The organism is Pseudomonas sp. MF09150, from assembly GCF_059862355.1.
Genome location: NZ_JCBCUS010000004.1, coordinates 1 through 12,210, shown reverse-complemented (window position 1 = coordinate 12,210; position 12,210 = coordinate 1). Strand labels below are relative to the sequence as shown.

General features: G+C 61.1%; 12 protein-coding genes and 2 pseudogenes. 8 read left to right on the top strand and 6 right to left on the bottom strand.

Annotation, left to right across the window (positions count from 1 at the left end; translation table 11 throughout):
- Window positions 1-230: 230 nt before the first annotated feature.
- Together AC19YX_RS16180 and AC19YX_RS16175 are read left to right on the top strand one after the other, a co-directional pair.
- Window positions 231-956 (top strand): annotated as a pseudogene (locus tag AC19YX_RS16180) (PAS domain-containing protein); the annotation flags it as partial.
- 54 nt (window positions 957-1,010) lie between these two features.
- Window positions 1,011-1,550: a methyl-accepting chemotaxis protein gene (locus AC19YX_RS16175; RefSeq protein ID WP_371106516.1), complete on the top strand. Its 540-nt coding sequence runs from the start codon at window positions 1,011-1,013 to the stop codon at window positions 1,548-1,550.
- Window positions 1,551-1,609: 59 nt separating this feature from the next.
- Here AC19YX_RS16175 and AC19YX_RS16170 read toward each other — a convergent pair whose 3' ends face one another.
- The 4 genes from AC19YX_RS16170 to AC19YX_RS16155 form a co-directional block, all read right to left on the bottom strand.
- Window positions 1,610-2,119, bottom strand: coding sequence for a hypothetical protein (locus AC19YX_RS16170; protein ID WP_078470908.1), 510 nt, complete (start codon window positions 2,117-2,119; stop codon window positions 1,610-1,612).
- A gap of 177 nt (window positions 2,120-2,296) precedes the next feature.
- Window positions 2,297-3,040 (bottom strand): NAD-dependent epimerase/dehydratase family protein, encoded by a 744-nt coding sequence (locus AC19YX_RS16165; protein WP_500606596.1) that lies wholly within the window; start codon window positions 3,038-3,040, stop codon window positions 2,297-2,299.
- Window positions 3,041-3,081: 41 nt separating this feature from the next.
- Entirely contained in the window at window positions 3,082-3,702 is a 621-nt protein-coding gene (locus tag AC19YX_RS16160; RefSeq protein ID WP_421548563.1) for a glutathione S-transferase, read from the bottom strand.
- A 77-nt stretch (window positions 3,703-3,779) separates the two neighbouring features.
- Window positions 3,780-4,226: a PACE efflux transporter gene (locus AC19YX_RS16155; protein WP_020295745.1), complete on the bottom strand. Its 447-nt coding sequence runs from the start codon at window positions 4,224-4,226 to the stop codon at window positions 3,780-3,782.
- A gap of 133 nt (window positions 4,227-4,359) precedes the next feature.
- Between AC19YX_RS16155 and AC19YX_RS16150 the strand changes: the two genes are divergently transcribed.
- The gene (locus AC19YX_RS16150; RefSeq protein WP_500606595.1) at window positions 4,360-5,268 is read left to right on the top strand and encodes a LysR family transcriptional regulator; all 909 of its coding nucleotides are present in this window, start codon (window positions 4,360-4,362) and stop codon (window positions 5,266-5,268) included.
- Between the two features lie 13 nt (window positions 5,269-5,281).
- Here AC19YX_RS16150 and gntR read toward each other — a convergent pair whose 3' ends face one another.
- Window positions 5,282-6,313: an HTH-type transcriptional regulator GntR gene (gene gntR, locus AC19YX_RS16145; RefSeq protein ID WP_078470904.1), complete on the bottom strand. Its 1,032-nt coding sequence runs from the start codon at window positions 6,311-6,313 to the stop codon at window positions 5,282-5,284.
- A 216-nt stretch (window positions 6,314-6,529) separates the two neighbouring features.
- Here gntR and AC19YX_RS16140 point away from each other — a divergent pair, with 216 nt between their 5' ends.
- Both AC19YX_RS16140 and AC19YX_RS16135 read left to right on the top strand, forming a co-directional pair.
- The gene (locus tag AC19YX_RS16140; protein WP_078470903.1) at window positions 6,530-7,063 is read left to right on the top strand and encodes a gluconokinase; all 534 of its coding nucleotides are present in this window, start codon (window positions 6,530-6,532) and stop codon (window positions 7,061-7,063) included.
- An 82-nt stretch (window positions 7,064-7,145) separates the two neighbouring features.
- Complete coding sequence (locus tag AC19YX_RS16135) at window positions 7,146-8,498, top strand: GntP family permease (RefSeq protein WP_020295741.1); 1,353 nt, start codon at window positions 7,146-7,148, stop codon at window positions 8,496-8,498.
- Between the two features lie 90 nt (window positions 8,499-8,588).
- Here the strand turns inward: AC19YX_RS16135 and alaC are convergent, their stop codons facing one another.
- A complete protein-coding gene (gene alaC, locus AC19YX_RS16130) occupies window positions 8,589-9,803 on the bottom strand; it encodes an alanine transaminase (protein WP_078470902.1) in 1,215 nt (404 codons plus the stop codon).
- Between the two features lie 245 nt (window positions 9,804-10,048).
- Here alaC and AC19YX_RS16125 point away from each other — a divergent pair, with 245 nt between their 5' ends.
- The 3 genes and pseudogenes from AC19YX_RS16125 to AC19YX_RS16115 all read left to right on the top strand — a co-directional run.
- Window positions 10,049-10,711, top strand: a complete 663-nt coding sequence (locus AC19YX_RS16125) for a LysE family translocator (protein ID WP_201132041.1) — start codon at window positions 10,049-10,051, stop codon at window positions 10,709-10,711.
- Between the two features lie 69 nt (window positions 10,712-10,780).
- Entirely contained in the window at window positions 10,781-11,269 is a 489-nt protein-coding gene (locus AC19YX_RS16120) for a GyrI-like domain-containing protein (protein ID WP_020295738.1), read from the top strand.
- A gap of 403 nt (window positions 11,270-11,672) precedes the next feature.
- Window positions 11,673-12,086 (top strand): annotated as a pseudogene (locus tag AC19YX_RS16115) (GNAT family N-acetyltransferase); the annotation flags it as partial.
- Window positions 12,087-12,210: the final 124 nt, after the last annotated feature.

The window sequence follows — 12,210 nt, the reverse complement described above, 5'->3', positions numbered from 1 at the left end:
AAATGGAGTTATTTGCAATGTTGGGTTGGGCCCGGAAACGGGCCATCAAGAAAAGGATGGCTTGATAAGAGCGTTGCTCTATGGACACTCCGATTAAACATCATTTATCACCTGACACACTCTCTCCCGTGGAGCGAGACGCTTGCCATGTTCAAGGAAACAATGTGGTGGATCAATTGAAAGACTTGGAACTTCCGTCAATCAAAAGACAGCGTTAAAGGTGATACAACATGTTTAATTTACATCACAAGTCTGACCTGCTTGAAATTGAACGATTTACCTGTGCGCTGACCGAGGCCAAAGCCAAGTTGGCGGCGATCAGCCGTTCCATGGCGATGATCGAGTTCTCCCCGGATGGCATCGTCCTCGACGCCAACGAACACTTTTGCCAGACCATGGGCTATACCGCTGACGAAATTCGCGGCAAGCACCATCGGATCTTTTGCGAAGAAGAGTTCTACCGCAGCGAGGAGTACGCCAAGCTCTGGCGCGATCTGGCGCGCGGTGAGCCCATCAGCGGAACCTTTCTGCGCCTCGACAAGCGCGGCCACGAGATCTGGCTCGAAGCCAGTTACATGCCGGTGCTGGGCCCCGACCGGCAGGTGCAGAGCGTGATCAAGGTGGCGGCGGACATCTCGCAACGAATCCACACCGAACATGAAAACCAGAGCCTGCTCAACGCCATCGGCCGGTCCATGGCGGTTATCGAGTTTTCCCCGGACGGCAAGATCCTCACCGCCAACGAGAACTTCCTGAAGACCATGGGCTATTCGCTGAACGAGATCGTCGGGCAGCACCACAGCATGTTCTGCCATCGCGCCGAAGCCGAGTCCCAGGCCTACAAGTTGTTCTGGGCTTCACTCAATCGCGGCGAGTACCACTCCCACCGCTTCGAGCGGGAAAACAAATACGGCCAGACCGTATTCCTGGAGGCGTCCTACAACCCGCTGTTCGATGCCAAGGGCCGCCTGTACAAGGTGGTCAAGTTCGCCAGCGACATTACCCAGCAGATGAACACCTTGCAGACGGCTGCCGACTCCGCCCATAGCACCTCGGTACAGAACGATGCCTGCGCGCAAAAGGGCTCGAAGGTCGTGCAGCAGACGGTGCAGATCATCGAGGAGATCTCCCGGGACCTCAACGAAGCTGCGCGCAGCATTGACGCGGTGAGCAAGCAGTCCGACATCATCGGCACCATTGTCCAGACCATCCGCGGCATTGCCGACCAGACCAACCTGCTGGCGCTCAACGCGGCGATCGAGGCGGCCCGGGCCGGCGAGCACGGGCGGGGCTTTGCCGTAGTGGCGGATGAGGTGCGCAGCCTGGCGGCGCGGACCAGCCAGGCGACCCTGGAAATTGTCGAGGTGGTGCGCAAGAACCACGATCTGTCCCTCAGCGCGGTGACCAGCATGCAATCAAGCCTCAGCCGCACCGGGCTCGGGGTGGAGCTGGCGAACGAGGCCGGTTCGGTGATCCTGGAAATCCAGCAGGGTTCGCGGCATGTGGTGGATGCCATCAGCCAGTTCAACTCGACCTTGCAGCTGCAATAGCCAGCGGCGGCATACAAAAAAAGGGTTCCCGAGGGAACCCTTTTTCAATGCAGCGACTATTACAGCGCAGCGAGAAACTTGTCCGCGACTTGCGGCGTGGTCACGCTCTCGGCTTTCTCGGTCTGCGCCAGCTTCATCTTGTCTTCGATGCGCTGGGCAATTTCCTTGCCGATGGCCAGTTGCTGCTCCGGTGGCATGCTCTTTATGTCGTCTTCGGTGATGCCCAGTTCCTTGAGGATGCTGTCGCGCATCCGCTGCTCGGGGCTTTTGCTCATGTAGTCCTTGAAGTCGGTCATCGCGGCGCTTTGGGTCGCGGTGGTGGCTTCAGGCGTGGTGGTGGTCGGCGGGGTGGCCTGCAGCAGTACGCGGGTCTTGGCGAACGCCGCGTCGACATTGTCGGTCACGGTGTTGCTGGCTTGTTGCGTGGCCTGGGAGGCCTGGAACGTCGCGGCGTTCTGCACGTTTTGCATCATGCCGCTGTAAAGAGCGCTGGCGGCAGCCGTGGTCGGGTCCATATCGGATCGCTGGGTGGGCTGCACCGCGATATCTTTCTGTGCGTTGACCAACATGATTGGGCACCTGGTGGTAATGGCTATGCTGGGTAACAAGCAATTTACATACCGATAAACCCAGTCCTTATATATCAAGGGCTTGTGTGACTTTCGCGGTCCTGGCCAGGGCCAGGGCGGACAAGCCTTGCCGCTTTGCGGCAGCTGCCAGGGGCAATGGCCGCCGCGTGCAGATGGTCAGTAGCTGATGCCGATTCCGAAGTCTTCGGCAAAGGCATCATCCTGCGGCTGATAACCGAGGACCCGGGTGGTCTCGCTGAGGTCCAGGCGCTTGAAGCGGTTGTTGGAGATGCCATGACCGATCAAGTGCTGAACCCCCGGAGTTTCTACCGAGCGTTGCAGCAGCTGCACCGCGTCCCGCGGGCTCAACCAAGCGCTCAAGTCACGGGTGGTGGTCAGCTCGTGGTGTTCGGGGAACTCGAAGGCGCCGATGCGCAGGGCAATGCACGACAAACCGCGCTTGGCTGAATAAAAGGCACACAGCGCTTCGCCGTAGCATTTGCTGACGCCATACAGGTTGGCCGGCATCACCGGCATGCCCGGAGCGATCTGGCGGTCCACCGGGTAGCCTTCGATGGTTTGTGCACTGCTGGCGAACACCACGCGCTTGCAGCCGGCGGCCACCGCCGCTTCGAAGAGGTAGGTGGTGGCCAGGATATTGTTGGGCAGCAACTCGTCGAAGGACGCCGTGGCGTGGGGGATGCCGGCCAGGTGCACGATCACGTCGATGCCCTCCAGCAGCGACCCGATGGCCTGGGGATCGGTCAGGTCCAGGCGCAGGAAGCGGTGGGGTGCCGCGACCTCGAAATCCGCTTCGATGCGATCGGTGAGGGTGAAGCGGTAGCGCTCGCGGGAGGCCTGGAAAAAGGTTTTGCCAATCCTGCCGCAGGCACCTGTCAGCAGTACGTTGAGTCCGTTCATGAAAGTCTCTTTTTGTGGTTTTGTGAGGGCGCTGCGCTGCTTTACGGGATGCCGTTGCAGCCATGGAGCCGGAAACCCGGGCGTTGCCCGAGACGCTCGTAATACGCCATGACCGCGGGGTAGTCGGGGCGGGTCATGGGCGTCATCAGCCAGCGATTGACCGACAGCCCGAGCACGATATCGGCCAGGCTGAAGTGCGCGCCCGTGACATAAGCCCCGGTGGCCGCCAGTTGTTGTTCAAGAATCGCCATCTTGCTGTTCCAGCCTTGAATGCCGGCGGTGATCCGCTGCGGATCCTGGTATTCCGGGTTCTGCCGCACCAGGGCGACGAAGGCGTAGCTCCAGGCCGGATTGAGCTCGGTGGCTTGCCAGTCCATCCATTGCTCGACCATGGCCCGGGCGCGTGGCTCCCCGGGCAGCAGGTCGCTGTGGTGCGCCAGGTAGCGGCAAATGGTGTTGGATTCCCACAACGCGCCGGCGTCATCGATCAGCACCGGCACCTGGGCGTTGGGATTGAGCTGAAGAAACTGCGGGCTGTGGGTCGATTGAAAGCCGCTGCCCCAGTCTTCACGTTCGTATGAAAGATCCAGCTCAGAGCAGGTCCACAGGACTTTCCTGACATTGATCGATGAGGCTTTACCGAGAATCTTGCGGGAACCCATAACGCGTCCTTGGCAGTGCGTGGCTCCCGGAATTTACCAGCGTCGGAGCGCTGTTGTCTGTTGCTAACGGTTGCGCTTCAGCTGGCCTGCTGGGGTGTCGGGTCCGGCAGGGCCGAGGTGGGCAGGCCAAACACCCGATCGAACAGCCAGTTGAAGGCAAAGGCGTAGCACGGGATAAACAGGATCAACGCCAGGTCGAGCAGGAATGCTTGCGCCAGGCTGATGTTCATCCACCAGGCGATCAACGGGATCAGGAACACGATCAACGTCAATTGGAACCCCACGGCGTGGGCAATGCGCCGTTTGACCGTACGCGTACGGGATGGCTGGCGACTTTCCCAGCGCTCGAACAGGCTGGTGTAGATGAAGTTCCAGGTCACGGCGATGCTGGTGATGACCACCGCCAGGGGCCCGGTACTGTGGGGCGAGGTGCCGGACAGCAGGGCCAGGCCGAGGGCCGAGAAGGTCATGCCGAACACTTCGAACAACGCCACATACACCAGTTTGCGTTTCACGCCTTGCATGGTTTTTCCTCTGTTTCAAATGCATCAGGCCAGCCTGTTGGCTACGGGTGGCTGGCGAAGGGCGCAAAAGATAGCTTCAATATGCCTGACAGAAAAAGTCAGTAGCTTTCAGTTTTTCTGATAGGTTGCGTCGATGAATTTCTCCAGTGACAGCATCCAGTTGTTTCTCGCCGTGCTTGAGCGCGGCTCGTTTTCCGCCGCTGCCCGGTCCCTGGGCAAGGTGCCTTCGGCCGTGAGCATGGGCATCGCCAACCTTGAGGCCGAGCTCGGTTATGCCTTGTTCGATCGCAGCCACCGCGAGCCGGTGCCGACGCCCCAGGCCTTGACGCTGGCACCCCATGCGCGGTTGATCGCCGACCAGCTCAGGCAATTGCAGGTGCATGCCATCGAGCTGTCCCTGGGGTTGGAAAGCCGGCTGTCCATCGCTGTGGTAGATGACCTGGACAAGCGCCGGGTGCTGGCGGCGATCAAGCTGATTGCCGAGCGCTACCCGTTGCTGGATGTCGAAGTGCTGACCGCGCCCCAGGATGACGTGCTGCAGCTTTTGCACAGCGGGAGGGTCAGCGTCGGGGTGGCGTTCGCCGAGCTGGGAGTGAGTGCGCGGCAGTTTTTCCAGTTCGTCGGCAGCGAGCACATGACGGCCTGCGTCTCGGCCCGGCATTCACCCTTCGCCGGCCCGGACGAGCCGCTGTACCTGGAAGAACTGATCAAGTCACGGCAGGTGGTGGTGGCCAGCCGGGACTTGCCGATCAGCGATGGTCGGGCACTGGTGGGCGAGTCGTTCTGGCGCACCGACAGCCTGGCCATGGCCCTGGATATGGTCGAGTCCGGCCTGGGCTGGGGCAATTTTGCGCTGTCGGTGATCGAACCCCTGCTGGCGTCCGGCCGGCTCAAGCGCCTGAGGTTCAAGAACATCGAGAACGGCTTGCTGCTGCCGGTGCACGCGGTATGGCTGAAAAACCAGCCGCTGCAAAAGGCGGCCCTGGCGTTTGTGCAATTGATGAGTGGTGAGGATCCGGCGCTCGACCACTCGCCACGCTGAGGGATGACAGCGCTTAGGTACTTTCCCGCACCCGCAACTCGAATCCCATATCCACCACCGGCTTGGCCACGGTATTGCCGGCCATCAGGGTCAGCATCTGCTCCGCGGCGCGGCGGCCGATGGCTTCGCGCGGGGTACTGATGCTGCTCAGGCGCGGCACCATGTGCTCCGAGGAGGGCAGGTCGTTGAACCCCAGGATCGCCACCTGTTGCGGCACCTTGATCCCGTGACGCAGGGCTTCGAGCAGCGCGCCCTGGGCCAGGTCGTCGTTGCCGAAGAAGATCGCGTCCACCTGGGGGTGGCTGTGCATCATCTGCATAAACAGCTCGCCGCCCAGGCCCACGGAGGACGGGCGCGGGGTCAGCAGTTCGAGGTCCGGGTCATACAAGCCGGCTTTTTGCAGGGCCCGACGAAAGCCTTCGCCGCGCAGCAGGGTGCGTTGATCCAGCTGGGCGCCGATATAGGCCAGGCGCTTGCGACCACGGGACAGCAGGTGTTCGGCAGCGGTTTCGCCTGCGTTCAATTGCGAGAAGCCGACGCAGTTCAGGCCGGCGCCGGGGTCAAGTTCCATCATGTACACGCACGGAATATTGTTCGCCTCAATCATCCGGCGAGCGCTCTCAGTGCGGTCGAAGCCAGTCAGCAACAGGCCCCGAGGCTGATAGGCCAGGTAGTTGCGCAGCAGGTTTTCTTCTTCGTCGCGGGAATAGTGGTAGTTGCCGATCAGTACTTCGAAGCCCTTGGGACGCAGCACCTGATGGATGGCTTCCAGGGTTTCGATAAACAGCAGGTTGGACAGCGATGGCACCAGCACCACCACCGAATGGCCCTGGGCCGAGGCCAGGGCGCGGGCGGCGGAGTTGACCACATAGTTGAGTTCCAGGGCGGCCTGCTGGACTTTTTCCACCAGCTCAGCGGCCACGCTGCTGATGCCACGCAGGGCGCGCGACGCGGTGATCGGGCTGACCCCGGCCAGGCGCGCGACTTCATTGAGGGTCGGGCGTCCCGTGGTACGGGTATTTTTATCGTTCTTGTGAGTGGTCATCAGACGGCTTGCCAAACAAAATTCAAGTCACTAAGGTAGCGCTGTCTCGAAACAGCTGCAAATGTGTGAGCGCGGGTTGCCTGACCTGCGCTCTTTGGTTTCGGGGCCTATATACGCGGCAACCCACAAAAATGACAAGAAGGCGTCGGCAGAAACTATTTTTGCACTAGAGTTTCCAAGAGCGAAGGTAGCGCTGTCTGCGTGTTGAGGTGTTACATGAGTCAACCCATCACCGCCCTGGTCATCATGGGCGTTGCCGGCTGCGGCAAGTCCAGTGTCAGTGAGGCCTTGTGCCGGCACAGCGGCGCCACGGCCATTGAAGGCGATACGTTCCACCCTGCCGCCAACATCGCCAAGATGAGCGCCGGCATTCCCCTGGACGACGACGACCGTGCCGGCTGGCTCGACAGCCTGTGCGATGAGTTGCGCCGCGCCCTGGCCGCCGGTCAGATACCGGTGCTGACCTGTTCGGCGCTCAAACGCAAATACCGCGATCGCCTGCGCAGCGCCACGCCGGGCCTGGGGTTTGTATTCCTCGAGCTGACGCCCGAAGTGGCGGCTGACCGGGTATCCCATCGCCCTGGCCACTTCATGCCCTCGACCCTGATCGACAGCCAGTTCGCCACCCTCGAATCGCCGGTAGGCGAGGCCCTGACCCTGGCCCTGGATGCGTCGAACCACAGCGTCGACGAGCTGGCCGATCAAGCCCACCACTGGTGGCTGGAACACGGTTTGAAACTTGCGGTATGAATTCGATCTCAATAGATAGCGCTGTCCTGATGGCTGGCGAATTACCCGCTTTAATAACAACAACAATCAGGAGACACCCCTAATGTTTGGCATGTCCCACGAGACGTTCCTGCTGCTCGATGCAGTGGTCACGGTGATCGGGCTTATCGTCCTGATTACCCAGTTCAAGCTGCACCCGTTCATTGCCCTGATCATCGCCTCGGCCTTTCTCGGCCTGACCTCCGGCATGCCCATCGGCACCATCATCAAGGCGTTTCAGGACGGCTTCGGTGGCGTGCTCGGGTTTGTCGGCATCATCCTCGCCCTGGGCACCATGCTCGGCAAAATGATGGCCGAATCGGGCGGGGCGGATCAGATCGCCCAGACCCTGATCCGGGCGTTCGGCAAGGACAAGGTGCAGTGGGCCATGATGTTCGCCGCGTTCCTGGTGGGCATCCCGCTGTTCTTTGAAATCGGTTTTGTGCTGCTGATTCCCCTGGTGTTTATCGTGGCCCGGCGCACCGGCGTATCGATCATCAAGATCGGCATCCCGCTGCTGGCCGGCCTGTCCGCGGTGCACGGCCTGGTGCCGCCGCACCCTGGCCCGTTGCTGGCAATCGGGGTGTTTGGTGCCGACATCGGTAAAACCATTCTCTACGGCCTGATTGTGGCGTTGCCGACGGCGATCATTGCCGGTCCGATCTACGGCACCTTTATTGCCAAGTACATTCCGGGCCACGCTAACCAGGAACTGGTCGACCAGCTGGCCCGCGAGCCGGATTCGGCCGAGCTGCCGAGCTTCGCCATTACCCTGGTGACCGTGCTGCTGCCGGTGTTCCTGATGCTGCTGAAAACCTTCGCCGACGTCGCCCTGCCGGATGGCAACTTCTTCCGCACCTGGATGGACATGATCGGTCACCCGATCTCGGCGCTGCTGCTGGCCTTGCTCCTGTCGCTGTACACCTTTGGTGCGCGCCAGGGCATCGATTCCAAGCGCATTCTCAAGTTGCTGGATGCGAGCCTTGCACCCACCGCCGCGATCATTTTGATCATCGGTGCCGGTGGCGGCTTCAAGCAGATGCTGGTGACCAGCGGCGTGGGTGATGTGATCGGGCATATGGCGGTCAACGCTCAGATTTCGCCGATCCTCCTGGCCTGGCTGGTGGCAGCGGTGATCCGCATTGCGACCGGTTCGGCGACCGTGGCCACCATTACTGGCGCGGGCATCGTGGTGCCGGTGGTGGGGATGATCCCGGGCGTCAACCGTGAGCTGCTGGTGCTGGCCACCGGTGCGGGGTCGTTGATCCTGTCCCACGTCAACGACGCCGGGTTCTGGTTGGTCAAGCAGTACTTCAACATGACCGTGGCCGAAACCTTCAAGACCTGGACCGCGATGGAAACCATCCTCTCGGTCGTGGGCCTGATCTTTATCCTGCTGCTGTCGCTGGTGGTCTAAACCACACTGGCAGCCACTGCCCCGGGTGGTGGCTGCACCGGCATAAAAAAACCGCATCGCTGCGGTTTTTTTGTGGCTGGGGTTCAGGCCTCAGGTACTTTTACCGACCAGGCCATCGGCGCGGAACATGCCGCGAATACCCCGTACCGCCTGGCGGATACGGTCCTGGTTTTCGATCAGGGCAAAGCGCACATGGTCATCGCCGTATTCGCCGAAACCTACTCCAGGCGAGACACAGACCTTGGCCTCGGCCAGCAGTTTCTTGGCGAATTCCAGGGAGCCCAGGTGAGCATAGGCCTCGGGGATCTTGGCCCAGACATACATCGAGGCTTTCGGGTTTTCGACCATCCAGCCCAGTTCGTGCAGGCCCTTGACCAGCACATTGCGCCGCTGCCGATACTGCTCGGCAATGTCCTTGACGCACTGTTGATCGCCTTCCAGTGCGGCAATCGCCGCCACCTGCAACGGGGTGAAGGTGCCGTAGTCGTGGTAGCTCTTGATCCGCGCCAGGGCGTTGACCAGCTCCGGGTTGCCGACCATGAAACCGATACGCCAGCCGGCCATGTTGTAGCTCTTGGACAGGGTGAAAAACTCCACCGCGATGTCCTTGGCCCCCGGCACCTGCATGATCGACGGGGCTTTCCACCCGTCGTAGACAATGTCGGCGTAGGCCAGGTCATGCACCACCAGTACGTCGTACTGCTTGGCGAGGGCGATCACCCGCTCGAAAAAGTCGAGCTCCACGCACTGCGCGGTGGGGTTGGACGGGAAGCCCAGGATCATCATTTTCGGCTTGGGGATGGAGCCGCGAATCGCCCGCTCCAGCTCGGCGAAAAAGTCCACGCCTGGAATCAGCGGCACCGAACGCACCTGGGCCCCGGCAATCACCGCGCCGTAGATATGGATCGGGTAGCTCGGGTTGGGCACCAGGACCGTGTCGCCCTGGTCCAGGGTCGCCAGCATCAGGTGCGCCAGGCCTTCCTTGGAACCGATGGTGACGATGGCTTCTTCTTCGGGGTCGATATCGACCTCGTAGCGATCCTTGTACCAGCGGGAAATCGCCCGGCGCAGGCGTGGAATGCCGCGGGACGTGGAGTAGCCGTGGGTGTCTTCGCGCTGGGCGACGGTGACCAGTTTTTCCACGATATGCGGCGGCGTGGGGCCATCGGGGTTACCCATGCTCAAGTCGATGATGTCTTCGCCGCGCCGACGCGCAGCCATCTTCAGCTCGGCAGTGATATTGAAAACATAGGGGGGGAGTCGATCTATGCGCGCAAAGCGGCGCGGCGAACCTTGGTCGGCCATTGTTGCCTCGAAATACGTAAGCGCCCGGAACCGTCCGAGCGACGTTGGCCACTGCGGTGGCCTGCGGCGCTGACGATAAGGGCGTGGCTGGCTATTTGTCCAGAGGGCGGAGATTATTTTTACGGCGGCGGTCGGGGCATTTGTGAGGCGCGGTGGTTTGCCGCTATAACGTGCACGCTTTTTGCCTTAGCAAGTGGCGCCCCATGATGGGGCCCTGTGTGCAACTGCCTTGAACGGGATGAATGATGGAGTTTACCAGCGGCTTTCTGCTGAGCCTTTCGCTGTGCCTGGACATCGGCGTGGCCAATATCGCGATGATTACCCTGGCCATGCAGCGCGGCTATTTTCAAGGTTTCTGCCTGGGCCTGGGGACCTGTGTCGGCGACCTGATCTATGCCGTACTGGCCCTGGCCGGGATGACCGTGCTGTTGCAGTACGAGAGCGTGCGCTGGGTATTGTGGGTCGGGGGCTCGGCGCTGCTGGTGTACTTCGCGGCGAAAATGATCTATTCGGCTATCCACCACAGTTCGGTGCTGGCGCAGGCGAGTGAGGCGAACAACGGCTCGCCGCGCAAGGAGTTCTTTCGCGGAATCTTCCTGGCCATGTCATCCCCCAGCGCGATCCTCTGGTTCGCCGCGGTGGGCGGCACCCTGATTGCCCGATCCGGGGGTGGCGGCATCGCCAGTTCCGGGTTGTTCCTGGCCGGTTTCTTCTGCGCCGGGCTGGTCTGGACCATGGGCTTGTGCCTGGCGGCGACCCAGGGAGGCAAGTTGCTCGGCGACAAACTGCTGCGCTACTCCTATCTGGCATCTGCGGCGATCTTCTGCTATTTCGCGGTCTACGTGATCCTATCCGGTTACCAGGAGTTTATCGGCGGCGGCGCCCTGGCAGAACTTCCAGCACTCTGACGAAGCAATTCGGGTTTGGCCTCTATACTTGCAGCCGAACCCGTTTCTTACCGGCAGGAGTGGCTTTTCATGGATGAGCAAAAACAGGGCATTGCCTCGCAACCGCGCTTCGAAAGAGGGCGGTTTCTGCTGCTTGCCGGTTTGGGCGGACGTTACGACCAGGCCAGCGCCGCAACTATTCCCCAGCTCTGGGAGCAATTTGCTCCCCATATCGGCCAGGTGCCGGGCCAGGTGGATGACGTGACCTACGGCATTTGCTGCAACGCCGATGGCCAGGGTGCTTTCGACTACGTGGCAGGTGTCGAGATCAGCAAGCTCGACGACTTGCCCGAGCGATATCGCTGGGTTGAAGTGCAGCCGCAGCACTACGCGGTATTCGAGCATCAGGGGCCGTTGCAGTCCTTGCCCCAGACCTTTCACTACATCTGGAAAACCTGGCTGCCGCAGTCCGGGCGCGAGGCGGCGGATGCGCCGGAGTTCGAGCGTTACAGCGCCGACTTCAACCCGGCCACCGGTGACGGTGTGCTGGAAATCTGGCTGCCGCTCAAGGCCGACTGAGGCGTTTTCGATGGCGCTCTGACGAGTGCTGCAACGGGCAGCGGCCAGGGGCGCTCAGCGCTGTTTTTTATCCCGTCGTTCATGCAGAAAGTCGATGTACAGCGTGATGAAACCGAAGGTGCTGATGCCAAACAACAGAAGCAGGCCGATTTGGGTGTTGCTCATGGACAGGGCTCCGATAGAGGAGGCGGGCGCCCAGCCAGTTAAAGGCCGGGAGCACGCCGGGCACAGATAAATAGCCCCGTCGCCGTGCCTTGGCCAGGGTGTATATGGAGGTTTTACGGCCTGGCGAAGGATCCATATGCAACTGATACGTTTTTGTCCGGCAGGCAGTTGGCAACGCCCCGGCGTTGGTAGAATCCGCGCCTGCCCCTTCACCCGCCCGAGGTCCCCGTTGCCCGCCATGAATGCTTCCAGCCTTGAAATTCGCCAGGTCCTGCCCGCCGACCTGGACCGTTGTTTCGCCATCGAAACCCTGGCCTATGAGGGCGATGAAGCCGCCACCCGGGAAAAGATCGCAACCCGTATCGCCACCTGGCCCACCGGCTTTATCGTTGCTGAAGTGGACGGGGTGATCGCCGGCTTTATCAACTCCGGTGCGGCCTTTGAGGTGGAAATGGCCGATGAGGCGTTCAAGGAACTGATCGGCCACGACCCGGCCGGGCCCCATGTGGTGATCATGTCAGTGGTGGTGCACCCGGACTACCAGGGCCAGGGCGTGGCGCGGCAACTGCTGCAGGCGTTTATCGGCAACATGCGCGAACTGGGCAAGGCCAGCATCCACCTGATGTGCAAGGAGCGGCATGTGCCGTTGTATTAACCTGGCAAATAAATAGGGCATATTAGATAATCTGTCTCCATGAAAATAGATGCCCGTAAACTCAGCCCCCAAGAACAACGTGAAAAGCGCTCCACGGCCCTACGCATGCGTGAGCAGGGTT